The following is a 26402-nucleotide window of genomic DNA, read 5'->3' as shown; positions in this document are numbered from 1 at the left end:
TCAGGACTCGAGTGACCCCGTCTCACCGGGTGGGGTCATTCACGCATCCAAACGGAATACACCTCGCACCTGGCGTACGCCGTTGATCTGTACCTCGACGGCATGGTCGCCTGCGTAGTACTTCCGGGTACTGATCGGTTTGAAGGAATGCTTCTTCGCGATGCGGGCCGGCACCCCGGGCTCCAGCGTTCGTGTCGTCAGTTTGAAGACCTTGGGCGTCGTCTGCCCGTTGGCCTTCACGTGGTGGACGATGTAATCGATCACGACGGTGACGGACTCGCTGCCGTTGTTCGTGACGGCGAAGTCGAAGGTGAGTTCTCCACCCGCATCAACTGTTTCGCGGTCGATGACGAACCCCTCGACCACGACGTCGGTGGGCGGTGAGAACCCCAAGAGGGACAGAGCATCTGGGTCGCCGGCCTTGATCAATGTCCGCAATGCATGTTTGACGATTTTCAGTGTGTTGGAATCCGGTGTCTGCAACCAACGCTTCGCGGTCGACACTGCGAGCGCCGCATCGGCACGACTGAGATCGTTGAGATGGTTTGCGACCGAACGGCGTACATATTCGGAATCATCCCGGTACAGCTCGTCGAGAATGGAGATTGTCGACTCGGGACGCACCGTCAACTCTTTCACTCGCCTTCCCCAAGGCAAACGTGCACGAGTGCCTTCGGTAGCCAAGCGCCGGACGTGTTCGTCTTCGTGCCCGGTCCAGGCGAGTGCAATCGCCAGAGAACGGTGAAGGTCCGTTTCAAGGAAGGTTCGAATCGCGAATTCACCAGTCAGACGCGAAGTCAGCTCAGCGAGGAGTGCCATTCCACCGTCGAAATCCGACTCGGAGCCGCTCCGTGTTGCCGTGACGGCAACTGCTTCGGTGACCGGCCAGATCATCCACCCCGTGAAGGTCTCCTCTTCGAGCGCACGACGGATGATCTCCGCGAAGACCGGAAAGTCCTCGGGCAGTTCGGCAATCATCGCGTCCCGTACGATACGTGTGCGCTCGCCGAGACTCATTCCGTCGAATTCGGATGAACTACCTCGTACGACGTCAAGGCGCGTATCGCCAGTCGCACGCTCGAGGCAGCCTGCCAAATCGGCCACGACGGATACCCCGAGTAGTTCGTCAGCAGTGGGCATCAGGGGCACACCGTGAGAGCGGAAACCCGATCACCGTCGAGAGTGAAATGGTGATGTAACTGGACCGGGCTTCCCGGAAAATCACCCTCGACCTTCACAGACACGACAACGGCCGAGCCAGGCGTGTGCACCGACTCGATCTTCTGGGTGAAGGTGAACGCCGTGGACACAGCTGACTTCCACGCCACGATTTCTTCGATGCCGAGATACGTCCGGCCGTCGTCACGCACCACCGCGTCTTCGGTGAACACGTCGCGGACATCGCCGCCGTCGAAGTACGCGCGCGCTGCGCCTGGCACCTTCGCTGAGTCGATCATTCGCGAAGAGTACTGCTGGGGTCCGACAGGTTCGGCGACCTCACTGCGCGAGCGGAGGCCGCCAGCTGAATCTCCATCAACAGCCTCGCCGACGGCTCGGACAGGTCGGTATCTGTGATCTCCTCGACCCTCTTGATCCGATACCGGAGTGTGTTCGGGTGAATGCGAAGCTGCTCGGATGCACGCCGGACATCGCCCGAATGTGCGAGGTAAACGGAGACGCTTTCACGCATGTTCGACCCGTTGCGCCCGTCGTAGACGTCGACCGCGTCGATTCTCGGATCGTGCAGTTCCTCGTCGGCCGCGATCGTGTCCATGATTTCGCGCAGCAGCACCGGGGTGCGCGAGTCCGCGAGAGTGGTCACACGAACATCCCCCGACGTGCCGTCGAGTACCCGATCCACTTCGGCCCGAGCCTGGGCCACCTCTGCAAGCGTCGAAACCGGAGACGACACGGCGGCCCGTAAGCCCGAGGGCGACACCTTGTCCAAACGCGCGATAACTTCGCGGGTCCACGAGACCGTGGATTTCACGGATTGGGTTCGTGGAAACAGCACATAGATCCGGGTGCCGACGGCACTCACCAGCGATTCACGCTGAAAGGCGCTGGCGTGCAGGCGCAAAGACGACACGAGTTCACCCGACGACGGCAGCCCACCGCCACCGACGCCCGCCACCCCGATCACCATCGCCGGTCCGGACATGGGTATGGACAACGAGGCCGCCAGGGAAGGAACGTCGACGCCCCCGCCTCGAACCCCGAGCAACCGCTGAATCTGTATCGCCTCGTTGTTCGGTGCGTCCCGAATACGCGAAATCAGCCGAGCAGCAACGGCAGCGGCGCCTCGGAGGACGCTGTCGGCGTCGCCGGCAATGGGAAGCGGGCCTTCCTGAACCCAGATAGTGCCGAGCAGGCCAGAATTGAAACCACTCTCCCCCTTGATGTTCTCGGAGATCCTGCGTATCGGAACCACCAACCGTCGCCTGATTGCGAGGTCTTCGTGGGCAGGCACCTCGACCACGTCGTCGCTGCGGCGCAGGCTCTCGAAGACACCCCACTCTTGCAGCTTTCGGAGGTATTCGTGAGGACCTTCGCGTCCGAGAATGGATCGTTTGCGTAGCTCGTCCGCAGCATCCCCCGATGCCGAGTAAGCCAAGACATGAGAACGCTCGTCCTCGATACTGACCATTCCCCGCGTGAGTGCTGCGACGTTCTGAGCCAACTCGAACAAGTCTGTGTCACTGCCGAATACGATGTCGTCCGAATCCTGTCGGGATACCGAATGATCGAGCACGCCGCGGACCGTGGTGAACAATCGATCCCACCGAGCGTCCGCATGGACCGCTATCAACGCGATCCCGGCGCGCTTTGCCGCTTCCTGCACCGACGTGTCCGAGGCCTCCTTCGACATGACGGCCCGAGGCGCTGAGCCACTCTGATCGAGGCGGTTCAACCAGGCCGCCAGTTCGGCTGCACCGACACCGACAATGAGCCAGAGCTCAGAGGATTCGACGTCTGCAGTTCTGGGGCGCACGAGGTCCCCGACCTCCGCGAACACCACGGAGTCGACGAAGAAGTCGTCGCCTGGCGGCGCGAGGACGAGCTGGACAAAGGCTCCACCCAGTGCTCCAAGGACCGCGTCGAGCCTGACCCCACGGATAGACACGTACCACCAACTTTCCGGACCGTTCCTACGCCTTGATTTCGAGAATAGTGCATTTTCCTGCGAAAACAGTTCAGCCGATCGGACAAACACGGCCGCAGATGTTTGGCCGCTCAGCGGATTACTCACCGAGATCTTTCGACTTGACTGGTGAACAACACGACAACTGCCCACTCCTGAGTCTGCCGAAGGATCGTCATGGACGCCGTCACCAATGTCCCCCACCCCTCCAACGAACCGGTCAACAATTACGCGCCGGGAAGCCCGGAACGATCTCGCCTACGCACCAAGCTGACCGAACTGGCCGAAACACCGACCGACATCAGACAGGTCATCGGTGGCGTCCACCGAACCGCGGAAGGTAAGCGGGAGAAAGTCGTTCAACCACACCGTCACAGTTCCGTGATCGGATCATTTGCGGGCGCAACGCACTCGGACGTTCGAGACGCAATCGACGCCGCCACCCTCGCCGCCCCCGCCTGGCGCGACCTCTCGTTCGACGACCGGGCTGCAGTCTTCCTGAGAGCTGCCGACCTGCTCTCCGGACCGTGGCGTGAAACCATCGCCGCCGCAACAATGCTCGGGCAGTCCAAGACCGCATATCAGGCCGAGATCGACGCACCGTGCGAACTGATCGACTTCTGGCGATTCAACGTCGCATTCGCTCGTCAGATACTCGCCGACCAGCCCGTTTCCGCTCCGGGAGTATGGAATCGCGTCGAATATCGGCCGCTCGAAGGCTTTGTCTACGCGATCACGCCCTTCAATTTCACCGCCATCGCCGGAAATCTACCCACCGCACCGGCACTGATGGGCAACACCGTGATCTGGAAGCCGTCACCGACGCAGGCCGTCGCGGCGTACCTGACGATGCAACTACTCGAAGCCGCCGGCCTCCCGCCCGGGGTGATCAATCTCGTTCTCGGCGACGGCCCCATGGTGTCCGAGGTCGCGCTTGCCGACCCCCGCCTGGCGGGCATCCACTTCACCGGATCCACCGCAACGTTCCAGCGATTGTGGCGTGAGGTCGGAGCCAACATCTCGAACTACCGGACGTATCCGCGTCTCGTCGGCGAAACCGGCGGCAAAGATTTTGTACTCGCACACAGTTCCGCTGACCCGGACGTACTCACGACGGCGTTGATCCGCGGGGCCTTCGACTACCAGGGACAGAAATGCTCGGCCGCGTCACGCGCATTCGTCCCGAAGTCGGTGTGGGCCAAGATGGGCGACACGTTCATCGACACGGTGTCGTCACTGAAATACGGCCACGTCACCGACCTGACGAACTTCGGCGGCGCCGTCATCGACCAACGGTCCTTCGACCGCAACGCCGCCGCGATCGTCCGCGCCAAGTCGACCAGCAGCCTCACCATCGCAGCGGGCGGCGACTACGACGACCGCGAAGGGTTCTTCATCTCGCCGACCGTCCTGCTCGGCGACGACCCCAGTGACGAGGCATTCAGCACCGAATACTTCGGTCCCATACTCTCGTTGCACGTCTACGACGACTCCGCACCGAATGCCTACGCCGACACCCTCGCTCGCATCGACAGCGGATCCGCCTACGCCCTGACCGGCGCCGTGATCGCCACCGACCGTGCCGCCGTCGATCAAGCTCATCATGGTCTGCGGTTCGCCGCCGGAAACTTCTACGTCAACGACAAGCCCACGGGAGCGGTTGTCGGACAACAACCCTTCGGAGGTGCACGGGCCTCGGGCACCAACGACAAGGCCGGTTCGCCACAGAATCTACTCCGTTGGGCTTCGACGCGAACCGTGAAGGAAACCTTCGTTCCTCCCACCGATCATCGTTACCCCCACCAGGACGTCGATTCAGCCGAAAGCGAGAACCGTTGATGAGTGCCGTGTCCCTGAGCAACCCGCTGCGCCCTGTACTTCTGGCGGCAGCGCGCTCGCCGCGACTGGAGAAGACAGTCTCCGGAATGGCCTTGACCCGCAAGCTGGTAGACAGATTTGTCGCCGGCGACGCGGAACCCGCAGCGGTCCTTGCCGTACGCGACATCCTCACCAGTGGCCGGTTCGCGACGGTCGACTACCTCGGCGAGGACACCACCGATCCAGCTCAGGCAACCGCGACCGTCGACGCCTATCTCTCTCTTCTCCGCACCTATGCAACGCTTTCCGACACCGCCGGGACGCAACACCCCTTCGAGGTCTCACTCAAACTCTCCGCACTGGGGCAGTCGCTCCCCGGCGACGGTGAGAAGATTGCGCTGGCGAATGCACACCGAATTCTCACAGCGGCAGACGAAGTGGGTGCGTGGGTCACCGTCGACGCCGAGGATCACACCACCACCGACTCGACACTGTCCATAGTCGAGGAGTTGCGCCGCGACTTCCCGACGCTCGGCACAGTCCTGCAGGCATATCTGCATCGCACCGAGGCCGACTGCCGCCACTTCTCCGGACCAGGTTCGCGAATTCGCCTGTGCAAGGGCGCATACAAAGAGCCGGCAGGGGTCGCATTTCAAAAGCCCGCCGACGTCGACGCGTCGTACCTGCGTTGCCTGAAGGTCTTGATGGAGGGTGACGGATACCCGATGGTCGCCTCCCACGATCCCACGATGATCGACGCCGCACTCGAACTCGCCACACTCACCGAGCGGACACCCGAGGATTTCGAGTTCCAGATGCTCTACGGCATCCGCGACGGCGAACAACGCAGATTGGTGGCCGAAGGCAATCACCTACGGGTCTACGTTCCGTACGGCAGCCAGTGGTACGGCTACTTCATGCGTCGCCTCGCGGAACGACCGGCCAACCTGATGTTCTTCATGCGCTCACTCGCCTCCAACAACTAGGGCGCCGGAAACTGCGGCAGCGGCGGCAACTCGAGGTTCTCGCGGAAAGTACCGCCGACGTAGTCCGTTCCCACGATTCCACGCTTACGTAGTTCCGGCAACAGGCCGTTCGTGACGAAATCGCGCGTGCGCGGATCGGCAAGGTCACCGAGCGTGATGACGTCGAGAACTCCCGCGTCGTAACGCTCCGCGATCGCGTCCGCGAGATGTTCCGGGGTACCTGCCGCTGCCCAGTGGCCGGTGTCCTTGGACGCGATGATCAACTCACGCAGCGTCTTTCCTTGCGCGGCGAGCTTGCCGAAGATCTCGACCCGGCCCCGTCGTCGATTCACCGACGACGGGTCCGGGATCAACGACTCCGGGATCGGCCGGTCCAACGGTAATTCCGAGAAATCCACGTCGCCGCCGAACATGTCGGCAAGCCGCGTGCGTCCGGCGTCGAAGTCCGTCGATTCCTCGGCCTCTCTGACTAATCGGTCGACTTCGGCTTCGGTGGCTCCGTACGTTGCGTGGAACGAGCTGAAAATCAGTGGCAGTTCGTCCCCACGCCCCAACTCTGCCGCCCTTGCGCGAATGGTCTTCGTGTAGGTGACCGCGTCCTCGAAGGTTGGGAGAGAGGTGAATACGACCTCTGCGAAGCGAGCACCCAGTTCGATACCTCCGGCAGACTGTCCTGCCTGGAATTGAACCGGACGACGCTGCGGCAGTGAAGGAATGTTCAACGGCCCCTGCACGGTGAAATACTTGCCTCGGTGCTCGATGGGGACCACCCGCGACGGATCGAGCACTGCGGACCCCTTGCCCTGGACCAGGGCGCCGGGCTTCCAGCTGTCGAACAGTGCGTTGACGACCTCGAGCGACTCTGCCGCTCGGGCGTACCGCTCCTCCGGGCTCGGCAGCGTCAGATCGCTGTAGTTCTCTTCTCCGAGTGAGGAAGTGACCGCATTCCACGCAGCCCTACCATTGCTGACGTGGTCGAGGGTGCCGAACAACCGCGCCAGGTTGAAGGGGTGATGAAACGTCGTCGTGACGGTCGCGATGAGGCCCACGTGGGTGGTGACCGCACTCAGCGCGGCAAGAAAGATCAGCGGTTCCTGCGCGCCGATCGCGCCCTGCGCGCCGAAGCTCAACAGGTCGGCGGCAAACAGTCCGTCGATCTTGTTCGCCTCGGCCGTCTTCGCGATTTCGATCGCGGACGCGAGCGTCGAAGTCCTCGGATCGATCGCGGCGTCGTAGATGCTCGCCGCCCCGCTGACACCGGTCACCGTTTTGAGCGGACGCCTACGATCGGCCACCGAATATCCTCCTGGCTTCGCGAAATCTGTTCCGACTTCACAACGCTAGACCGATCCTGGCTCCCGACAAGGTATTCACTCAGCCTGGTCCTAACCCTCCGAACACCACTCGGTTACGCCCTGGATCTACGGGCACGATAGGCGGCGACGTGTGCCCTGTTCCCACAGTTTCCGGTGTCGCAGTATCGCTTCGAACGATTGCGCGACAAATCCACGAAGACCGCGCCGCAGTCCGGGGCCTCACACCATCGCAGTCTCGAGAATTCGTCGGTTCGGATCAGATCGAGCACACCCATCGCCGCTTCTGCGGCCATCCGGTCCACCAGCGGCGATTCGTCGGCGGTGACGTGCAGATGCCAACCGAGGTCGTCGTGCCTGGTGAGCCGCGGCCGCGCACCCGATTCGAGCAACAGAGTGTTCACCACCTCGACGGCGTCGTCCACTCCCGCAACTTCCCAGAACTGTCGCAGCCTGGGACGCAGTGCACGAACCGCCGTCAATTCCTCCAGCGTGCCGTCCCGCCTGCCGGTCCAGTGATCTGCGTCGAGAAACCGTGTCAGTTCCTCCTGATCCGGAAGCAGTTCGGCCCCGCCGCGGTCCGTGTTGACCAACGAGGCAGCGAAGACGAGCGCCGATTCCGTGTCACCAGCAAAATGCACTTTGACTCCTGAGCTGTATCAACCTAATGTCAGCATCGTAATCGCTTTTACTCCTGACGGGTGACGACGTGAACTCTCGCAACGGCTTGATCTTCGCTCTGCTGTCCGCGGCAACGTTCGGCGTATCGGGCCCGTTCGCGAAATCTCTCATCGAATCAGGGTGGTCCCCCGGCGGCGCAGTATTCGCGCGCGTTGCCGGCGGCGCACTGGTGATGATGGTGATCGCAGTAGCCACCCAGTGGAATCGCCTACGCCAGGTGAGCGCCCACACGCGAACGGTACTGCTGTACGGGGTGTTCGCGATCTCGGGCGTTCAACTGTGCTTCTTCAATGCCGTGCAACATCTTTCGGTCGGAGTCGCCCTGCTTCTCGAATACCTTGCACCGATCATCGTCATCGGGTGGGTGTGGATCACCAAAGGCGCGCGCCCGAGTGTGCAGACACTTCTCGGTGCAGCGGTTGCCCTGATCGGTGCCGCCGTGGTGATCGACGTCTTCGGATCGGCGGAGATCAGTGCCGTCGGCGTCGCCTGGGGATTGGCGGCAGCTGCCTGTCTTGCAGTCTATTTCGTCATTTCCGAGCGCGCGGACGGCGACCTCCATCCCGTTGTACTCGCGGCGTCCGGGCTCACCGTCAGCGCACTGGTCATCGGCACCCTCGGACTCGTCGGCATCCTCCCCTTCCAGTTCTCGGCCTCGAACACCGTCGTGGCAGAACACTCGGTGGGCGTGTGGCTGCCGGTAACGGTTCTCGTCCTGGTCAGCACCGTCATCGCCTATCTCACCGGCATCGCCGCGATCACGCTCCTGGGACCAACCATCGGATCCCTGGTAGCGCTGACCGAAGTGCTGTGTGCGGTTGTCGCCGCCTGGATCCTGGTCGGGGAGTCCGTCACCGCACTACAAGCTGTGGGCGGTGCAGCCATCATCGCCGGTTTGGTCCTCGCCCGACTCGGCCAGGTTGCACCGAAACAGATACCGGCCGACCCGATGACAAATGTCATGGCAGAAGAATGACGGACGGACGAGGGTTCACGTCCTCGAAGCGAGCAGATTCTATGTATGACCTCAGCACAGGCACTGCATTCACCACAGGCACTTCATCCGCTCAGTGAAGGATCGACACACGACGCCGTCCGGTTGACCGGACTTCGCAAGACCTTCGGCACCGTCGACGCAGTCAAGGGAATCGACCTGAGCATCCGCCCCGGCGAGATCGTCGCGTTCCTCGGCCCGAACGGCGCAGGCAAGACCACGACCATCGACATGATTCTCGGCCTGTCCCGGCCGACGTCGGGCGAGGTGAGCGTCTTCGGAATGTCACCTCGATCAGCGATAGCGCGCGGACTCGTGTCCGCAGTCATGCAGACCGGCGGGCTGCTCAAAGAACTGACAGTGGCCGAGACCGTGCAGATGACCGCCAGTCTGTACGCCCATTCCCGTCCGGTCGACGAGGTGCTGGGGAGAGCCGGAATCCTCGACATCTCCGATCGCCTCGTCAGCAAATGCTCGGGCGGACAACAACAACGCCTACGATTTGCGATGGCGTTGCTGTCGGACCCGCAATTGCTCATTCTGGACGAGCCGACCACCGGCATGGACGTCGAAGGGCGACGGGACTTTTGGTCCGCCATCCGCGCCGACGCCGATCACGGTCGCACTGTGCTCTTTGCGACGCACTACCTCGAAGAAGCCGATGTCTACGCCGACCGCATCATCCTGGTCCGGCAAGGCACCGTGGTCGCAGACGGGACCACAGCCGAGGTCAAGTCCATGGCGTCCGGACGGACCCTGCGTGCGACAGTCCCCGGCATCACCGACGAACTCCTGCGCGCGATACCGAACTCGGACGCCGTCGAGGTGCGTGGCGAGTCACTGCTCGTGCACTCGGGCGACACCGACGCCGTTGCACGGTTCCTGTTGACCAACACGCAGGCTCGCGATCTCGAAATCGTCTCCCGCGGTCTCGAAGACGCCTTCATCGCACTCACGTCGAACAACTCCGAAGGACAGAAGTGATGACCACTGCAACCGAACCGAACACCTACGGGGCCGAGCGAACCGTCGTACCTCTCGGCGGATTCAACACGACGCTTCTGCGACTGGAATTCCGTCGTCTGACCCGCAATCGGCGCACGATGATCTTCACGCTCGTCATGCCGGTTGTCTTCTTCCTCGTCTTCGGGCTCGGTCAAGGCGACGACGATCACGGGATCGGGCATGGCAATGTCGCCGCGTACATCATGATCAGCATGGCGCTGTACGGCGCGATGCTGGCCACTACCAGCGGCGGAGCGATGGTCTCGATCGAACGGGCGTCGGGATGGAGCCGGCAACTTCGGCTGACTCCCCTGACGCCAGTCGCCTACATCGCCGTCAAACTGATCATGGCAATGCTGCTCGGGCTCGTCTCGATTCTCGTGGTCTACACCGTCGGCTCGTTCACCTCCGCGCAGATGGACGGATCACTGTGGTTCACAACGGCATTGATCGCCTGGCTGGGATCGTCGATCTTCGCGGCGTTCGGCCTGTTCATGGGGTATCTACTACCCAGCGAGAACGTCATGCAGTTGCTCGGACCAGGACTGGCCCTACTCGCCTTCGGCGGCGGACTCTTCGTGCCGCTCGAAGACGGTTCGGTATGGGCGAGCGTCGCACAGTTCACACCGATGTTCGGCATCAACGCCCTCGCCCACGCACCGCTGACGGGCAATAGCATTCACTGGACCTGGATCGTCAATATCCTGGTGTGGTTCGCCATCTTCGCCGGCGGAGCGATCTGGCGGTTCCAACGAGATACGGAGCGTGTGTAGTTGCCGGAAACGACTGACCGAAACGATTCCGTCGCATTGCCGCGACGGAATCGTTTCGGCGTTCTCTTCGCGGCGGTCTGGATGGTGTTTCTCGGCGGACCGCTGATCGAGGGATGGAATCTGCGCGACGAACTGCGCGGCTGGACAGGGATTCTCGCGACGATCACCTTCAGTGCGCTCTACCTCTACACCTTCGCCACAACGCAGCAGCGGCGCCGAATGACGATGACTCGGCCGACGATTCGCGAAGCTGCACTGGCTCTGGCCGCCTTGACCGCGCTGGCCGCTGTGATGATCGTCAGCGTCGGGCCGACGGGATTGGCAGCGGCCCCTTATCTCGCGGTGACAGCGGTGACGCTGCTCCCGACCGTCGCGGGCGGCATTTTCGCCTTGGTGTTCGCGGCCTCCGTGGAGATAGTGAGCCTCTCGTCAGGGTGGGGGAATTACTCCGGCCTCTCACTCGGTGTCTGCGCGGCCGCTTTTGCGACGTGGGGAATCATGTCCCTGATCAGCCGTAACTTCGCCATGCTCCATGAACGCGAAGAGCAGGAGCAGCGAGCGATCATGGAGGAGCGAACGAGGATGGCGCGCGATCTGCACGACATACTCGGACACTCACTGACCGTCATCACGATCAAAGCCGAGTTGGCCAACCGGTTACTGGACGTGGACATCGAACGCGCGCGCAGCGAACTCGACGACGTTGAAAGACTCTCTCGCGACGCGTTGGCAGACGTCCGCTCGGCAGTCGAAGGATTTCGTGGGATTTCGCTACCCGTCGAGATAGCCCGTGCGCGAGAGGCATTGCGCGCGGCAGGGATCGAAGACGAGGTGCCGAGCAGTACCGACATGGTTCCTACGCGCCTTCGTGAACTCTTCGCATGGACGATCCGCGAGGGCGTGACCAACGTGGTTCGGCACAGCGGGGCAACACACTGCCGGATCACGGTCGACGAGAAAAGCGCGACTGTCGTCGACGACGGACACGGGGCCGGGTCGGTGTCTTCCGGCAACGGTCTGATCGGATTGCGAGAGCGAGCCGGTGCGTCGGGCGCTCGAGTGATCATCACTCATCCCCAGCCGCAGGGGTTTGCACTTCAGGTAGTCGAACAGGAGAAAGTGTGAGCAACCAGGGCGAGCGGGCATCCATACGGCTGCTCTTGGCGGACGACCAGGCACTCGTGCGAGGAGCGCTGGCCGCGCTGCTCGATCTGGAATCCGACCTGTCCGTAGTGGCCGAGGTCGGCCGCGGTGACGAGGTAGTGGCCGCAGTTCTCGAGCACCGCCCGGATGTCGCGCTTCTCGATGTCGAGATGCCTGGCATGGACGGGATCGCCGCGACGGCAGCCCTTCGCGAGGCAGCACCCGACACCCGAGTCCTGATCGTCACCACGTTCGGACGTCCCGGATTTCTTCGCAAAGCCCTGCACGCCGGGGCCGGCGGGTTCGTCGTCAAGGACACGCCCGCCAGGCAGCTTGCCGACGCCGTCAGACGTGTCCACGCCGGATTGCGCGTCGTCGATCCCACCCTTGCGGCCGACAGCCTCGTCAGCGGCGAGTCGCCCCTGACAGAACGTGAGACCCAAGTCCTTCGGGCCGCACACGACGGCGCGCCCGTGGCAGCCATCGCTTCGGAACTCTTCCTCTCCCCGGGAACGGTTCGAAATCATCTGTCGGCCGCGATGGGTAAAACCGGTGCCACGACACGTGCCGAAGCCGTCAGGATTGCCGAGTCGAACGGCTGGCTCTGATCAGAACGGGAGAGAACCCGCTTCCCGGCAAATAGTTCGCCGCTCGTTCATCGATGGCAATTTGTCCAGATCACTCAAAGTAGGGACCTTATACCCTAGGGATTTGCCCAGAAAACTACCCGGTCACGCAAGTCCGAAACAGCTAATCGTTCGATAACTGGCTATGATGCAGTTAATTGAATTGACGGAGCCTGTGTAACGGGGAAGGGGCGTCTCATGTCGAACCAGTTCAACGATCGATTGAACTCGCTGTTCGAGACTGCCGACTTTCACGTCACCAATGCGATGGTCGTTCGCGGCATGACCGATTTCGGTTGCCGCATTTCGACTCCGTATCTGTCACAACTGCGCACCGGCGTCCGAACCAATCCGTCACCGGAAGTGGTCGCCGCCCTCGCGCACTTCTTCAACGTCCATCCGGACTACTTCTACGCCCCGTCCGACCACACTCCGCCCGCCATCTCCGGTGGCGAAGCTGACCTTTCTCTGCTCGAACAGTTGCACAACGTGCGCCTGCGAAACCTCACCTCGCGAGTCGTCGACCTCTCACCGTCGTCGCAGGATCTGCTCGTGGAAATGGCGGAAAATCTGCGCTCCTCGGAGAATCTTCCGCGCGTACCACCGGACTCGAATTCCTACATGTCACGCGCTTAGTGCTTCGTCGACTCTCCTTGACTGCTCAGGGAGGGTTGGCCTTATGCTGGTCGATGCAGCTGGTTCGCCCGGCACGGTCATGAGGAGCCCCGAAGACCGTTCCCGGCGTCGAAGCCCCGTCAGCGCAAGCTGTCGGAGTGAGAGGGAACCCGGTGAAAATCCGGGACTGTCCCGCAGCGGTAAGCAGGAACGACCGCCGTTTATGTGCACTGGGCATCCGCCTGGGAAGCGACGGCCAGTAGGTTCGATCCAACTCGATCGAGTGCCCGCGAGTCCGAAGACCTGCCGACTGTGTCGGGCACGCCGTGCCCGACGGTCCACCGCCTCGTGGAATGGGCGTGTAGATCTCCATCGGGCCTCGTGTGCGGTGCGGGCAGTGCTGCCCGCCGAAACTCGAGGTCTCGTGAGGTGTACCCGTCTGCCGGCAGTGGCCATCAATGCATTGGCAATCTGGAGAAACTCCGTGACAACGACATTCACTTCGACCGTGCTGGGCTCACCGCGCATCGGTCCTCATCGAGAACTCAAGCGGGCAACCGAAAGCTACTGGGCGGGGCGCATCGACGCCGACGCCTTGCAGAGCGTGGCCCGTGACCTCCGTCGGCAGGGCTTGGCCGACCTCCGTGACCTGGGCCTCGACTCAATCCCGGTCAACACCTTCTCCTTCTACGACCAGATGCTCGACACCGCAGTTCTTCTCGGCGCACTACCCGATCGCGTCGCGCCCGTCACCGATCCGTTGGACCGCTACTTTGCAGCTGCCCGTGGGACGGACACCATTGCGCCGCTGGAAATGACGAAGTGGTTCGACACCAACTACCACTACCTGGTGCCGGAGATCTCACCGTCCACCACTTTCGAACTCGACCCGTCCAAGGTCTTGTCCGAACTGGCAGAAGCGCTTTCCGACGGCATTGCGGCCCGCCCGGTCGTCATCGGACCGGTTACCTTCCTGCTGCTCTCGAAGGCTGTCGGCACAGACGAGCCGCTGCTCTCGCGGCTCGACGAGCTACTCCCCCTCTATGCGGACCTACTCGGCCGGCTCGCGAAGGCCGGTGCAGGGTGGGTACAGCTCGACGAACCGGCACTCGTCGGTGATCGCACCGACGAGGAGATCGAAGCGGCACGCACTGCGTACGAACAGCTTTCGGCACTTTCCGAGCGACCGGCGATTCTTTTGGCGTCGTACTTCGGTTCGCTGCGTGGCGCGTTGCCCGCACTTGCATCGACCGGCGTCGAAGGATTTGCCGTCGACCTGGTGGCCGGTCAGGATTCGATCGGCTCCGTACCTGAACTCGCCCGCAAACTGGTCGTCGCCGGAGTGGTCGACGGACGAAACATCTGGCGGTCGGATCTGGACTCGGCACTGAGCACATTGGGCGCTCTGCTGGGAAGCGTCGATACGCTTGCCGTCTCGACGTCGTGCTCTCTGCTGCACGTTCCGTACACGCTCGACGCGGAAGCCGACGTGGACAAAGCGCTGCGCTCGTGGCTCGCGTTCGGAACCGAGAAAGTCAAGGAAGTAGTCACTCTCGCAACTGCTCTCACACAGGGTCGGGAATCGGTGGAGGACGAGTTCGCTCTGGCACGAGCGGCCGCCTCGACCCGCAAGGACGATCGCAGACTCAACGACGCGAGTGTTCGAGGCCGTCTCGACGCCGTTCTGAACTCGGCAACCGGTCGCGCACCCGCCGCCGAACGCCGTGCGGCCCAGGACGAGTTGCTCTCTCTTCCGCCGCTCCCCACGACAACCATCGGCTCGTACCCGCAAACGTCGAAGATCCGCATCGCTCGCGCGGCGCTGCGCAAGGGCGAGATCGACGAAGCCGAGTACGTCAACCGTATGCGCGCCGAGATCGCCGAAGTTGTTGCGCTCCAAGAAAAGCTGGATCTCGACGTACTTGTTCACGGTGAGCCGGAACGCAACGACATGGTCCAGTACTTCGCGGAGCAGTTGGACGGGTTCTTCGCCACCGCCAACGGGTGGGTCCAGTCGTACGGCACCCGCTGCGTGCGTCCGCCGATTCTGTACGGCGACGTCTCGCGTCCGAAGCAGATGACCGTCGACTGGATCACGTACGCACAATCGCTGACCGACAAGCCGGTCAAGGGCATGCTGACCGGGCCCGTCACCATCCTTGCCTGGTCCTTCGTCCGCGACGACCAACCGCTCGCCGACTCGGCGAATCAAGTCGCACTGGCCATTCGGGACGAGACGGTCGATCTGCAGGCCGCCGGTATCGGAATCATCCAGGTCGACGAACCCGCACTGCGTGAACTACTCCCGCTGCGTGCGGCGGACCAGCCCGCCTATCTGGACTGGTCCGTCGGCGCTTTCCGGTTGGCCACCTCGGGCGTCGCAGATTCCACCGCCATCCACACGCACCTGTGCTATTCCGAGTTCGGAGCGGTGATCGGTGCCATTGCCGGTCTCGACGCGGACGTCACGTCCATCGAGGCGGCGCGATCACACATGGAGGTGCTCGACGATCTCAGTTCGGTCGGGTTCGACCTCGGTGTCGGCCCGGGCGTCTACGACATCCACTCACCGCGTGTGCCGAGCGTCGACGAGATCGCCGAGTCGCTGCGCGAAGCACTCAAAGCCGTTCCGGTCGAACGATTGTGGGTCAATCCGGACTGCGGTTTGAAGACCCGCGGACCGGTCGAGGTCGAAGCGTCGCTGCGTAACCTCGTCGAAGCCGCGAAGTTGGTACGAGCGGAGCTTTAGGGGCAAAGCCCTTGTGCGCCTTTTCGGTAGTGGGCACTACCAAAAAGGCGCACGGGGGTCAGCTCAACCACGTATTGCCGAAGAGCAGAATTCCGTCCGCACTCGGCGTCACTCCGTGCACGTTCTCGCGCCACGGAATGAAGACCTTGCCGGAGTTGACCACAGCCATCGGCGCCGTCTCGTTGACTACTGTCTGGATGTCGTCGATGACGGCTCGACGCTCTTCCTCCCCCGACGCCGTCTGCAGTTTGCCGAGCAACTCGTCCATCCGAGCGTTCTTGTAGCCGAGGATATTCGACGGCGACTCACTGAACAGATTGCCGTACATACGCACGAACGGTGACTCTTCGAGAACGTTGAACGCGAAGTAGGACACGTCGTAGTCGTGCTTGGCATACAGCATGGAGATCAGATCGTTGATGCTGGTTGCGTAGGTGATGTCGACCGTGAAACCCACTGCCTGCAAGAGCGACTGAAACGTCAGCGCGCTGCGTTGCGTCGCCGGGTCGTTCATTCCGACGTAGGTCAGTTTTCCGTCGTAACCGTCGGCCTTCGCCTCGGCCAGATACTTCTTCGCAGCCTCGGGATCGAAACCGTTTCCCGCCACCGAACCGTGCCATTGCGACCACGACGCGAACATGTCGGTGCCAGGTTCACCGAAGCCGCCTTGAACCCGCTCGTTGAACGTATTCGGATCCACCGCAGCGACGATCGCCTTTCGCACACGCTCGTCCTTCGCCGCCCGATCGTCGCGCTGATTGATCGCCAGCACTCCGGCCATGCTGGCCGAGTACACAAATCCCGGATCGCCGGCTTCGAAAGCCTCGTGAATGAAATCGGGAGACTTCAGATAGGCAACCTGAATTCCGTCGGTGTGGAGGCCCTCCAGTTTGCTCTTCTCGTTGACAATTGCCGGGAAGCGCAACTTCTCGAGATACGGCGCCCCGTCCCAGTACGTCGTACGGGCAGCGAGCACCAATTCGTCCTGGGAAGCGAACTTCTCGACGGTGAACGGGCCTGCTCCGACCGGGACGAAAGTGCCGGTTGCCATCGACGAGGGTGCGACGATCATGCCGGGACCAGTGGTGAACATGATCGGGAACTCGTCCCACGGCTGCGCCAAGGTGAAGACGACCGTACTCGGATCCGGTGAATTCATCTCGCGCACAGCGGTCTTCCACACCAGCGCGTGAGTTCCCTTCTTCTGCAGATAGTGATCGATGCTCCACAACACTGCTGCACCGTCCATCGCGGTGCCGTCGCTGAAGGTGACACCGTCGCGCAATTTCAGTGTCCACACCGTGTTGCCGTCGTTGGCAGACAAAGACTGCGCCATGTGGGGAACATATTCTCCCTCAGCGGTGTCGAAGCGCATCAAAAGGTCGTAAATGGCTGCCATTTCGCTACCACCGGTAGCGCCGCCGTCTTGGCGGTCTGCTGGGTCGAGACTGCTGATTCCGTTGTACGTCGCAAACGAGACCGTGCCGCCCGAACGTGGCTCTCCCCCGTCGTTCTGCTCACCGACAACTCCGGCCGTCACGTCCGATGCATCCGTGGTCGTACCTTGGCCACTACTCGCACACCCGGTCACCACCAGTGTCGCCGACGCCAGGACAACCATCCAGATTCGAGCGCGAGCTCGGTACGAGCGCTTCATTGCGACTCACTTTCACAGTTCACGGATACGCCGATTTCAGGGATCCGACACCTGACAGATTTGTAAGTGAATTCTAGGTAAGGATTCATTCTGTGTCTGCGATTTCGCAAAGCTGAGACGATGATTCACAATATTGACGAGGAAAAGAGAATCGAATTCTAGATGACTCTGGTCCGCTGAACACCAACCAGATGGCATCGTCGAGCCTTCCACTGCGCCTCGGCGAACCGATCCCACCACGAAGGGTGCTCGATCTCCCGCCTGCCGTCGTCTCCGCCTTGCGCAATCACGATCGTTCGGAACAGCGCTCGAATTTCCGAGTCGTCAAGGTTCGTCACAGTCCAGAGAAGTAATACACATATTAATTAAGTATTGAACCACGCGATCACGCTAGGGTTAGGCCATGAATGACCCGACGACCGACAACCAGGCAACCGATGACCAGGCAACCGTCGGCGAACTGAATTTCTGGTCGTTCATCGAACTGGCCAACAAGCGACTGGCCACCGAACACGGCTTTCGCGATCAGCTGGCCACCGAGGTACTCCTGACGCTCAATCGAGCCTCCAACGTCGTCACCTACGATCTCGAGTCGTCGATCCACCGCCCTCGCGGCTGGTCATGGTCGTCGTTCCGACTATTGTTCGTCACCTGGCTCGCCGGACCGATCGAGCCGAAGGCTGCCGCCGAGCTCACCGGGATGAGTCGAGCCGCGGTCTCCAACCTGTCCAAGTCCCTGCTGGCAGACGGACTGATCGATCGCCGCCCCACCGAGAACGACGGACGCTCTGTCCAGCTGTACCTGACCGACAAGGGCCGGGAAGCCATGGTCGAGGCATTTCGCGAGCAAAACGAACGCGAGCACGCCTGGGTCGGCGTCCTGAGCGAAGCCGAACAGCGCATCCTTGTCATGCTCCTGGACAAACTGATCACCAACCGCAGCCAATTCGACGTACGCGGGCGTAACTGACGCAAATCAACACCGTCTCGAGGGTTGCACGCATCACATCATTTTAGTTAATGTATTTACTATCTGGTGGATGTGAGCCAGGCAGAACAGCACAGAAGGAGCCCCGTCATGGCGTTCTATCGACAACTCGGCAACATTCCACCGAAACGTCACACCCAACACCGTGACGAGTCGGGCAACCTCTACTACGAAGAACTGATGGGTGAGGAAGGTTTCTCCTCCGACTCGTCGCTGCTCTACCACCGCGAAATTCCGTCGGCCATCGTCGACGCAACGGTCTGGGAACTGCGCGACCAAAGCACCACGCCCAACCACCCCCTCAAACCCCGCCATCTGAAACTCCATGCACTGTTCCCCGAGAGCATCTGGAACGAGACCGACGTGGTAACCGGCCGTCGTCTCATACTCGGCAATGCCGATGTCCGACTCTCCTACGTGGTTGCTTCCGCACCATCCCCCCTGTACCGCAATGCAATCGGTGACGAGATGGTCTACGTCGAGTCCGGCGAGGCTACCGTCGAGACCGTCTTCGGCACGCTCGACGCCCGCGAGGGTGACTACGTCCTGATCCCGATGTCCACGACCCACCGGTGGATCCCCAAGGGCGACAAGCCACTCCGCGCTTACGCCATCGAGGCGAACAGTCACATCGTCCCGCCCAAGCGCTATCTCTCCCGCTTCGGCCAACTGCTCGAGAACGCACCGTTCTGCGAGCGAGATCTGCACGGACCGACCGCGCCCATGATCGCCGAAGGCATCGACGTCGAGGTACTGGTCAAGCACCGCACGTCGGCAGGCATCGTCGGAACCCGAATGGTGTACCCCACGCATCCTTTCGACGTCGTCGGCTGGGACGGCTGCCTGTACCCGTACACCTTCAACATCTCGGACTACGAGCCGATCACGGGCCGCGTTCACCAGCCGCCGCCGGCACATCAGGCGTTCGAGGGGAACAACTTCGTTATCTGCAACTTCGTACCGCGCAAGGTCGACTACCACCCCCTGTCGATCCCGGTGCCGTACTACCACTCCAACGTCGACTCGGACGAGATCATGTTCTACTGCGGCGGTGACTACGAGGCACGCAAGGGTTCCGGCATCGGGCAGGGATCGATATCGATTCATCCCGGCGGCCACGCTCACGGCCCACAACCCGGCGCGTACGAGCGAAGCATCGGCGCCGAGTTCTTCGACGAACTGGCCGTGATGGTCGATACGTTCCGGCCGCTCGAATTGGGCGAGGGGGCATTGGCTTGCGAAGACGGTGCCTACGCCTGGAGTTGGGCGGGACGGGGGCCGCAGCAATGACGGTCATCTCTCCCCTCCTTCGCGGCCTGTGTGACGACGCAGCACTCTTCCCACCCGGCAATGCTCCTCTCGCCGAGGCAGTTCCGGCCCACGGCGCCTACCTGCAGGCGGACTACGACGCACTGGTCGGGCCCTTCGTCTTTCCCGCACCGCGATTGAGCGAACTGGCCGCGTATGTTTCGGCAGACAACCCGGTGACGCTGAGTCTGACCGTGCCGGCCGGCCCAGCCGATACAACGGCCGCGCTGTCGAATGCGCTCGCCATCCCTGGCGTTCACGTCGCCGCCGTCGAGGTGGGAATTCCTGACGGGCTGGACGCCGATGCGGCCTTCGAGGAACTCGCTCGTGTCCATGCCGCTCATCCCGACATCGATATTTTTGTCGAGGTACCCCGCGGTGATCGGCGCGCGGACTATCTGACAGCTCTCGAAACTGCCGGGTACTCCGCAAAGTTTCGAACCGGCGGGATTGTCGCCGAGGCGTACCCGGACGAGGAAGAGCTCGCAGATGCGGTGATATCCGTTGTCCGAGCAAATATCCCGTTCAAGGCAACCGCGGGACTGCACCACGGCGTGCGCAACACCGATCCGGAAACAGGCTTCGAGCAACACGGCTTCCTCAACATCATGGTGGCCGTCGATGCTGCGAGACGGGGCGCCGGTCGTTCGGAAGTTGTTGCCGCACTGGCGCAGCGCGATCACGATTCAATCGCGCGAATCCTGGCCGGATTGACCGAGCCCGAGGCCGGCGAGGTGCGTCGCCGATTCCTCTCGTTCGGTACCTGCAGCATCTCGGACCCTCTCACCGAGCTAGAAGGGCTCGGATTGATCGTCCGCTCCGACAAAACCGAAGGAACACTCGTATGACCGTCACGACCATCGACATTCCCGCCGACTCACTGTTCGGGCTCGACAATCTGCCGTACGGGGTCTTCTCCCCCGCGGGAGGGTCGCCGCGCATCGGTGTACGGGTCGCCGACTCGGTGGTCGATCTCGCAGCCACACTGGGTGATTCCGTCTTCTCCGAACCGACCCTGAACGCATTCATGACCCAGGGCCGAAATCAGTGGATATCTGTGCGAAACCGGATCTCGGAACTCGTGACCGGTGAAATAGACTCGGATGCAGTGTTTTCCGTCGACGCGGTGACACTGCACTTGCCGATCGCCGTGGCCGACTACGTCGACTTCTACGCCTCGGAGAATCACGCAACCAACCTCGGACGGCTATTCCGTCCCGACGCCGCGCCTTTGATGCCGAACTGGAAGCACCTTCCCGTCGGATACCACGGGCGCTCGAGCACCATCGTCGTCTCCGGCACCGACATCGTTCGTCCCTGCGGACAGCGGAAGGCACCCGATCAGGAAAGCCCTGACTTCGGACCGTCTCGTCGCCTCGACATCGAAGCCGAGATGGGGTTCATCGTCGGAACTCCCTCGAAAATGGGCGATTCCATCACCCCGGACGAATTCGCCGAGCACGTCTTCGGCGCTGTCGTCGTGAACGACTGGTCTGCGCGAGACATCCAAGCGTGGGAGTACGTCCCCCTCGGTCCGAACCTGGGGAAGAGCTTCGCGACGTCCATCTCGCCGTGGGTCGTACCGTTGCTCGCCCTCGAAGCAGCCCGAATCGACACTCCGGTGCAGGACCCCGAACCGCTCTCCTACCTGCGCGGTGAGGAGAGGTGGGGACTGGACATCGATTTGGCCGTCGAATGGAACGGCCACGTCGTCTCGCGACCGCCCTACGCGCAGATGTACTGGTCACCTGCACAGATGCTCGCGCACACCACCATCAACGGCGCAGCGGCCAGTACCGGCGATCTCTTTGCGTCCGGAACCATTTCCGGACCGGACAGAGATCAGCGGGGCGCCTTCATCGAGCTGACGTGGGGCGGCAAGGAACCCGTGGCTGTGGGCTCCGAGACCCGTACCTTTCTCGAAGACGGCGACACCATCGCCATCTCGGCCACCGCTCCCGGCGTCGGCGGTTCACGAATCGGCTTCGGGGATGTTCACGCTCGGATCCTGCCTGCAACTCAAACCGGAAGATAGCGATTGACAACTGTTTGATTCACGCTGATCTGATGTCCGGAATTCCTTGCCTCACGATTCTCCGAAGATAAGCTGGACTAACCATCCAGAGCGATCGAGAGTCCTGGCTCCGTGACGTCGCAGCAACCCCCTCAGCTGAGGTGCGGGTGCTTTCTGCCAGGTCCGATGGAGGACTCGTGCCCGGCGATCGACCCCGTACCTCAGTGGGGACAGCAACTGTCATCGTGATCGTAGGCGGTGGTCCCCGCGGTACCGGCGTACTCGAGCGGATCCTCGCTCACGAATCGGTGGACGCCGATCCCACACCGATCGACATTCATGTCGTCGACCCGTATCCGGCAGGCGCCGGCCGCATTTGGCGAGGCAGCCAGGCGCCGCTTCTGTGGATGAATTCGACGACCGCAGACGTCACAATGTTCACCGACGAGACCACCGCAGTGACCGGTCCGGTACTGCCGGGTCCGACCCTCGCGGAATGGGTCGCCGAGAACTCGGCAGAGCTTGCCCACTTCCCCGAAATCGCGGCAGAAGTGCCGACCGTCACGCCGTCGTCGTTTGCATCGAGGTCATTGCAGAGCCGGTACCTGAACTGGGTGTTCCAGACCGCGGTCGACTCCGCACCAGCGCACGTCGATGTTCGGGTTCATCGACGATCCGTGGTCGACATCGTGAACGTCGGCGAAATACAAAATGTTCATCTGGACGACGGCGTTGTCATCGAGGCGACGGCCGTCCTTCTTGCACAGGGGCACCCAGATGCGCTGGCTGCTCCGCGCGAAACCTCACTGAGCGGCTTCGCGTCGGAGCACGGGTTGACCTATGTAGGTCCGGGATACACCGCCGACCTCGACGCCGATGTCATTCCAGCAGGCGAGCCGGTACTGATCGCCGGACTCGGGTTGGCTTTCATCGACTGGATGGTTCTGCTCGCCGAGAGCCGCGGCGGCATTTTCGAACGCGGTGACGACGGCGCCCTCACCTACGCTCCCTCGGGTCGGGAACCACTGTTGTATGCCGGATCTCGTCGCGGCGTGCCGTATCACTCCAAGATCTCTTACTCGATCGCTGACGCCCGGCCACCGCTACCGCGGTTCTTCACCGCTGATCTTGTTCCCGGCGACGGGCCTTTGGATTTCCGAAACGACATCTGGCCGCTCGCGTCGAAAGAACTGGCAGGCGCCCACTATCACGAACTGTTCGCCTCGCACCCGGACCGGACGGTGGGCACCTGGGAGGAGTTCGACGCCGAATTCGCCTCGCTGGCTTGGGGATCGCCTCGATTGCAGGAACTGGTCGAGAACGCGGTCCCGAAGCCGGAAGACCGTATCGATCTCGAACGGCTCAACCGCCCACTCGGCGGTGAGCGCTACGACGGACTTGCCGAGGTCCAATCTCGGATCACCGAATACATCTCGGCAGACGTCGCACGCCGGTCGGACCCGTATTTCAGCGCCGACGCAGCTGTCTTCTCAGCGCTGCTGTCGACGTACATGACTGTCGGAGAATTGTTGCGGCGCGGCAGAATCCCGGCCGAATCCGTAGCCAAGGACGTCGAGGGTTGGCTACATTCGTTCTTCAGCTTCATTGCCAGTGGTCCGCCGCCCGAGCGTCTGGAACAGTTGGTCGCCCTCAACAAGGCCGGCATCGTCCAGTTCCTCGGGCCGGATTCGGTGTTCTCCACCGAGATCGACCCGGCAACGGGAGCAGGGATCTTTGTCGCTCGCAGTGCGTCGCACACCGATATCGTGGCCGCGAATACCCTCGTCGAGGCACGCTTGCCGGTCGCTTCCATCAGCGCGAGCGGTGACTCGCTACTGCGGACACTTCACGGTCGGGGCGAGGCGGTCGAACTACGTGCCACCGCCGACAGTTCGGCGAAGCTCGCCGTCGACGGAACATCACGAATTCTTCATCAGGACAACACTGCTCATCCCCGTCGCTTTGCTGCCGGGCCGTGGGTTGCCGGACACAACTGGTCGGCGGCGTTCCCTCGCCCGCGCACCAATGCAGGGTTCTTCCGGCACAACGACGCTCTGGCTGTAGAGATTTTAGGCGCTGCGCGCCTGTGAGCGGTTAAGGAGCCCAGAGACTCCCTAACCGCTCACGGGGGCTGTGCCCCTAGCTGAACACCAACTCACCCTCGTCAACCGCGACGGTGATGCTGCCACCCTCTTCGAGGAGATCGTCGAGCAGCATGTCGGCGATCTTGTCGTCGACCACTCGCTGGATCGAGCGGCGCAACGGCCGAGCCCCGAACTCGGGCTGGTGCCCGTGCTCGGCGATCCAGTCCACCGCGTCGGCGGTGAACTCGATCTCGATGCCCTTGGACTGCAACCGCTTCCGGCTGTCGTCGAGCAACAGATCAGTGATCCGGTGCAGTTGCTCGGTGTCGAGCTTGCGGAAGATCACGATCTCGTCGATGCGGTTGAGGAACTCCGGCCGCATCGATTCGCGCAACCTGGCCATCACGCGGTCGCGCAGTGGCTTCTCCGCCGACTCTGCATCACCTGTGGTGAAGCCGAGTCCACCGGACTTGCTCGAGATGATGTCCGAGCCGAGGTTGCTGGTCATGATCACTACGGTGTTCTTGAAGTCCACCGTGCGACCCTGGCCATCGGTCAGACGCCCGTCGTCGAGTACCTGGAGCAAAGTGTTGAACACGTCCGGGTGTGCCTTCTCGATCTCGTCGAGCAGAATCACCGAGTACGGGTTACGACGCACTTGTTCCGTGAGCTGTCCTGCCTCGCCGTAGCCGACGTATCCGGGAGGAGCACCGACCAATCGGCTGACCGTGTGGCGTTCCCCGAACTCACTCATGTCGAAGCGCAACATCTTGTTCTCGTCACCGAAGAGTGTGGCAGCCAAAGCTTTTGCGAGCTCCGTCTTACCGACGCCGGTAGGCCCGAGGAACAGGAAGCTGCCGACGGGGCGATCCGGATCGCTCATACCTGTCCGGCTACGACGCACCGCACGAGCGATGGCGCGAACCGCATCATCCTGACCGATGACACGACCGTGCAGTTCCTCCTCCAGACGGCGCAGGCGATCCTTCTCTGCCTGAGTCATCTGGCTGGCCGGAATACCCGTGGCGCGAGCGACAACTTCGGCGATCTGCTGAGCGGTCACGTCCGGAGTTTCCTCCGAAGGAACCGAGGATCCCGCCTTCTCGAGACGCTTTGCGACGCCGTTGATCTCGTCACGAAGGGTCGACGCCTTCTCGTACAACTCGTCGGCGACGGCTTTTTCCTTGTCGCTCTCGAGTTGCTCGAGACGCTGCTGCAGGGCAGCGGTGTCTACCGTGGCCGTCCTCAAACGGAGCCTGGCGCCGGCCTGGTCGATCAGGTCGATTGCCTTGTCCGGCAAGAACCTGTCGCCGATGTACCGTGCCGACAGCTCCACCGCAGCGGTGATCGCCTCGTCGGTGTAGTGCACCTTGTGGTGATCTTCGTAGCGACTGCGCAGTCCGCTCAAGATGGCGATCGCGTCCTCGATCGACGGCTCTCCGACCTGTACGGGCTGGAAGCGCCGCTCGAGTGCGGGATCCTTCTCGATGTTCTTGCGGTATTCGTCGAGCGTGGTGGCGCCGACGATGTGCAGTTCACCGCGAGCGAGCTTGGGCTTGAGGATGTTTCCTGCGTCCATCGCGCCTTCGGCACCGCCGCCTGCACCGGCGATGGTGTGCATCTCGTCGATGAAGACGATCAGCTCGTCCTTGTGTGCGGTGATCTCGTCGATCACCTTGGTGAGCCGTTCCTCGAAGTCACCGCGGTAGCGGGTACCCGAGACCATGCTCGACAGTTCGAGCTGGACGATCTTCTTGCCCACCAACGATTCCGGGACGTCCCCGTCGACGATGCGCTGGGCCAGACCTTCGACGATGGCAGTCTTGCCGACGCCGGCCTCACCCACCAGGACCGGGTTGTTCTTGGTACGGCGGGAGAGGATCTCGATGGTCTGTTCGATCTCGTCGGCGCGGCCGATCACCGGATCGACGCCGCCGTTGCGGGCCCGATCGGTGAGATCGACTCCGTACTTGTCGAGCGTCGGAGTGGTGGACTCGTCCTCCACTGGACCGGCCGCGGGATTCTGAACAGCGGCCTGCAGCTTCTCCGGCGTGATACCGGCGGAAGCGAGTAGGCGACCCGGGACGTGATCGGGGTCACCGGCTAGTGCGATGAAGAGATGTTCGGGGTCGATGTACGTCGATCCCAGGGCTCGGGCCAGTTGATGTGCCTCGAGTAGAGCAGTTTTGACGGCGCTGCTGAGCGCGGGAGCAGAGTATGCACCCTGTTCACGGCCTTGTGGTAGTCGCAGGTCGACGGCGTCGACCACGGATTTCGGGTCGGCTCCGGCGCGCTGCATGAGCGTGCGGACCGGATCCTGCTCCGCCATGACGCGGAGAACGTGCAGTGCATCGAGATCCGAATCACCGCGAGCAGCCGCTACGCGTGCAGCGTCAGCCATGAGTTGCTGGGTGGCCCTGCTCATGAGCCGGGAAATATCGATGCGACCGGGACCCTCGGGCCCGAAGAATGCTGGCATTCCGAAGCCTCCTTGCAGAAAGTTGAG

Annotated in this window: 21 protein-coding genes and 1 riboswitch; of the genes, 14 read left to right on the top strand and 7 right to left on the bottom strand. The window is 62.3% G+C overall.

Features of this window, described 5'->3' with window-relative positions; translation table 11 throughout:
* Window positions 1–39: 39 nt before the first annotated feature.
* From ACFWEM_RS06660 to ACFWEM_RS06650, 3 genes are read right to left on the bottom strand one after another with little or no spacing between them, the layout of a single operon-like run.
* Complete coding sequence (locus ACFWEM_RS06660) at window positions 40–1140, bottom strand: DNA alkylation repair protein (RefSeq protein ID WP_378532177.1); 1101 nt, start codon at window positions 1138–1140, stop codon at window positions 40–42.
* Entirely contained in the window at window positions 1140–1457 is a 318-nt protein-coding gene (locus ACFWEM_RS06655) for a nuclear transport factor 2 family protein (protein ID WP_378532175.1), read from the bottom strand. The genes ACFWEM_RS06660 and ACFWEM_RS06655 overlap by 1 nt, the downstream gene beginning before the upstream one ends.
* Window positions 1454–3124: a PucR family transcriptional regulator gene (locus tag ACFWEM_RS06650; protein ID WP_378532173.1), complete on the bottom strand. Its 1671-nt coding sequence runs from the start codon at window positions 3122–3124 to the stop codon at window positions 1454–1456. The genes ACFWEM_RS06655 and ACFWEM_RS06650 overlap by 4 nt, the downstream gene beginning before the upstream one ends.
* A gap of 195 nt (window positions 3125–3319) precedes the next feature.
* Here ACFWEM_RS06650 and pruA point away from each other — a divergent pair, with 195 nt between their 5' ends.
* Window positions 3320–4981, top strand: coding sequence for an L-glutamate gamma-semialdehyde dehydrogenase (pruA, locus tag ACFWEM_RS06645; protein ID WP_378532172.1), 1662 nt, complete (start codon window positions 3320–3322; stop codon window positions 4979–4981).
* Window positions 4981–5946, top strand: a complete 966-nt coding sequence (locus ACFWEM_RS06640) for a proline dehydrogenase family protein (protein ID WP_378532171.1) — start codon at window positions 4981–4983, stop codon at window positions 5944–5946. The genes pruA and ACFWEM_RS06640 overlap by 1 nt, the downstream gene beginning before the upstream one ends.
* Here ACFWEM_RS06640 and ACFWEM_RS06635 read toward each other — a convergent pair.
* Together ACFWEM_RS06635 and ACFWEM_RS06630 are read right to left on the bottom strand one after the other, a co-directional pair.
* Window positions 5943–7241 (bottom strand): NtaA/DmoA family FMN-dependent monooxygenase, encoded by a 1299-nt coding sequence (locus ACFWEM_RS06635; protein WP_378532168.1) that lies wholly within the window; start codon window positions 7239–7241, stop codon window positions 5943–5945. The genes ACFWEM_RS06640 and ACFWEM_RS06635 overlap by 4 nt on opposite strands.
* A 113-nt stretch (window positions 7242–7354) precedes the next feature.
* The gene (locus ACFWEM_RS06630; RefSeq protein WP_378532166.1) at window positions 7355–7900 is read right to left on the bottom strand and encodes a CGNR zinc finger domain-containing protein; all 546 of its coding nucleotides are present in this window, start codon (window positions 7898–7900) and stop codon (window positions 7355–7357) included.
* Between the two features lie 68 nt (window positions 7901–7968).
* Between ACFWEM_RS06630 and ACFWEM_RS06625 the strand changes: the two genes are divergently transcribed.
* From ACFWEM_RS06625 to metE, 7 genes are all read left to right on the top strand, one after another.
* Entirely contained in the window at window positions 7969–8916 is a 948-nt protein-coding gene (locus tag ACFWEM_RS06625; RefSeq protein ID WP_378532164.1) for a DMT family transporter, read from the top strand.
* Between the two features lie 45 nt (window positions 8917–8961).
* The gene (locus tag ACFWEM_RS06620) at window positions 8962–9918 is read left to right on the top strand and encodes an ABC transporter ATP-binding protein (RefSeq protein ID WP_378532162.1); all 957 of its coding nucleotides are present in this window, start codon (window positions 8962–8964) and stop codon (window positions 9916–9918) included.
* The gene (locus ACFWEM_RS06615) at window positions 9918–10712 is read left to right on the top strand and encodes an ABC transporter permease (RefSeq protein WP_378532160.1); all 795 of its coding nucleotides are present in this window, start codon (window positions 9918–9920) and stop codon (window positions 10710–10712) included. The genes ACFWEM_RS06620 and ACFWEM_RS06615 overlap by 1 nt, the downstream gene beginning before the upstream one ends.
* Window positions 10713–11837: a sensor histidine kinase gene (locus ACFWEM_RS06610; RefSeq protein WP_378532157.1), complete on the top strand. Its 1125-nt coding sequence runs from the start codon at window positions 10713–10715 to the stop codon at window positions 11835–11837.
* Window positions 11834–12463: a response regulator gene (locus ACFWEM_RS06605; protein WP_378532155.1), complete on the top strand. Its 630-nt coding sequence runs from the start codon at window positions 11834–11836 to the stop codon at window positions 12461–12463. Before ACFWEM_RS06610 ends, ACFWEM_RS06605 begins: the two co-directional genes overlap by 4 nt.
* Window positions 12464–12679: 216 nt before the next feature.
* Complete coding sequence (locus ACFWEM_RS06600) at window positions 12680–13117, top strand: helix-turn-helix domain-containing protein (protein WP_378532153.1); 438 nt, start codon at window positions 12680–12682, stop codon at window positions 13115–13117.
* Window positions 13118–13220: 103 nt separating this feature from the next.
* Window positions 13221–13422, top strand: a riboswitch (cobalamin riboswitch).
* Window positions 13423–13580: 158 nt separating this feature from the next.
* Window positions 13581–15845: a 5-methyltetrahydropteroyltriglutamate--homocysteine S-methyltransferase gene (metE, locus tag ACFWEM_RS06595; protein WP_378532151.1), complete on the top strand. Its 2265-nt coding sequence runs from the start codon at window positions 13581–13583 to the stop codon at window positions 15843–15845.
* A 58-nt stretch (window positions 15846–15903) separates the two neighbouring features.
* Here metE and ACFWEM_RS06590 read toward each other — a convergent pair whose 3' ends face one another.
* Complete coding sequence (locus ACFWEM_RS06590; protein WP_378532149.1) at window positions 15904–17502, bottom strand: ABC transporter substrate-binding protein; 1599 nt, start codon at window positions 17500–17502, stop codon at window positions 15904–15906.
* A gap of 403 nt (window positions 17503–17905) precedes the next feature.
* On the opposite strand from ACFWEM_RS06590, the gene ACFWEM_RS06585 reads away from it, so the two are divergent.
* The 5 genes from ACFWEM_RS06585 (at window position 17906) to ACFWEM_RS06565 (ending at window position 23902) form a co-directional block, all read left to right on the top strand.
* On the top strand, window positions 17906–18472 hold the full coding sequence (locus ACFWEM_RS06585; protein WP_378532147.1) for a MarR family winged helix-turn-helix transcriptional regulator: 567 nt from the start codon (window positions 17906–17908) through the stop codon (window positions 18470–18472).
* A gap of 108 nt (window positions 18473–18580) precedes the next feature.
* The gene (locus ACFWEM_RS06580; protein WP_378532145.1) at window positions 18581–19780 is read left to right on the top strand and encodes a homogentisate 1,2-dioxygenase; all 1200 of its coding nucleotides are present in this window, start codon (window positions 18581–18583) and stop codon (window positions 19778–19780) included.
* Window positions 19777–20646: a hypothetical protein gene (locus ACFWEM_RS06575; RefSeq protein ID WP_378532143.1), complete on the top strand. Its 870-nt coding sequence runs from the start codon at window positions 19777–19779 to the stop codon at window positions 20644–20646. The genes ACFWEM_RS06580 and ACFWEM_RS06575 overlap by 4 nt, the downstream gene beginning before the upstream one ends.
* The gene (fahA, locus tag ACFWEM_RS06570; protein ID WP_378532141.1) at window positions 20643–21833 is read left to right on the top strand and encodes a fumarylacetoacetase; all 1191 of its coding nucleotides are present in this window, start codon (window positions 20643–20645) and stop codon (window positions 21831–21833) included. The genes ACFWEM_RS06575 and fahA overlap by 4 nt, the downstream gene beginning before the upstream one ends.
* Before the next feature lie 176 nt (window positions 21834–22009).
* Window positions 22010–23902: an FAD/NAD(P)-binding protein gene (locus ACFWEM_RS06565; protein WP_378532139.1), complete on the top strand. Its 1893-nt coding sequence runs from the start codon at window positions 22010–22012 to the stop codon at window positions 23900–23902.
* A 49-nt stretch (window positions 23903–23951) separates the two neighbouring features.
* Here the strand turns inward: ACFWEM_RS06565 and ACFWEM_RS06560 are convergent, their stop codons facing one another.
* Complete coding sequence (locus tag ACFWEM_RS06560; protein ID WP_378532136.1) at window positions 23952–26375, bottom strand: ATP-dependent Clp protease ATP-binding subunit; 2424 nt, start codon at window positions 26373–26375, stop codon at window positions 23952–23954.
* Window positions 26376–26402 lie beyond the last annotated feature (27 nt).

Source organism: Rhodococcus sp. NPDC060176 (assembly GCF_042728675.1).
Classification (GTDB): domain Bacteria; phylum Actinomycetota; class Actinomycetes; order Mycobacteriales; family Mycobacteriaceae; genus Rhodococcus_F.
The sequence above is the reverse complement of the archived record's forward strand: the minus strand, read 5'-3'. Positions and strand labels throughout refer to the sequence as shown.

Excerpts from the sequence above, each read along its gene's own strand:
- ACFWEM_RS06590 (WP_378532149.1), bottom strand. The coding sequence starts at position 17,502 with ATGAAGCGCTCGTACCGAGCTCGCGCTCGAATCTGGATGGTTGTCCTG.
- ACFWEM_RS06585 (WP_378532147.1), top strand. The coding sequence starts at position 17,906 with ATGAATGACCCGACGACCGACAACCAGGCAACCGATGACCAGGCAACC.
- ACFWEM_RS06615 (WP_378532160.1), top strand. The coding sequence starts at position 9,918 with ATGACCACTGCAACCGAACCGAACACCTACGGGGCCGAGCGAACCGTC.
- ACFWEM_RS06575 (WP_378532143.1), top strand. The coding sequence starts at position 19,777 with ATGACGGTCATCTCTCCCCTCCTTCGCGGCCTGTGTGACGACGCAGCA.
- ACFWEM_RS06560 (WP_378532136.1), bottom strand. The coding sequence starts at position 26,375 with ATGCCAGCATTCTTCGGGCCCGAGGGTCCCGGTCGCATCGATATTTCC.
- pruA (WP_378532172.1), top strand. The coding sequence starts at position 3,320 with ATGGACGCCGTCACCAATGTCCCCCACCCCTCCAACGAACCGGTCAAC.
- ACFWEM_RS06640 (WP_378532171.1), top strand. The coding sequence starts at position 4,981 with ATGAGTGCCGTGTCCCTGAGCAACCCGCTGCGCCCTGTACTTCTGGCG.
- ACFWEM_RS06600 (WP_378532153.1), top strand. The coding sequence starts at position 12,680 with ATGTCGAACCAGTTCAACGATCGATTGAACTCGCTGTTCGAGACTGCC.
- ACFWEM_RS06655 (WP_378532175.1), bottom strand. The coding sequence starts at position 1,457 with ATGATCGACTCAGCGAAGGTGCCAGGCGCAGCGCGCGCGTACTTCGAC.
- fahA (WP_378532141.1), top strand. The coding sequence starts at position 20,643 with ATGACCGTCACGACCATCGACATTCCCGCCGACTCACTGTTCGGGCTC.
- ACFWEM_RS06660 (WP_378532177.1), bottom strand. The coding sequence starts at position 1,140 with ATGCCCACTGCTGACGAACTACTCGGGGTATCCGTCGTGGCCGATTTG.
- ACFWEM_RS06580 (WP_378532145.1), top strand. The coding sequence starts at position 18,581 with ATGGCGTTCTATCGACAACTCGGCAACATTCCACCGAAACGTCACACC.
- ACFWEM_RS06620 (WP_378532162.1), top strand. The coding sequence starts at position 8,962 with ATGACCTCAGCACAGGCACTGCATTCACCACAGGCACTTCATCCGCTC.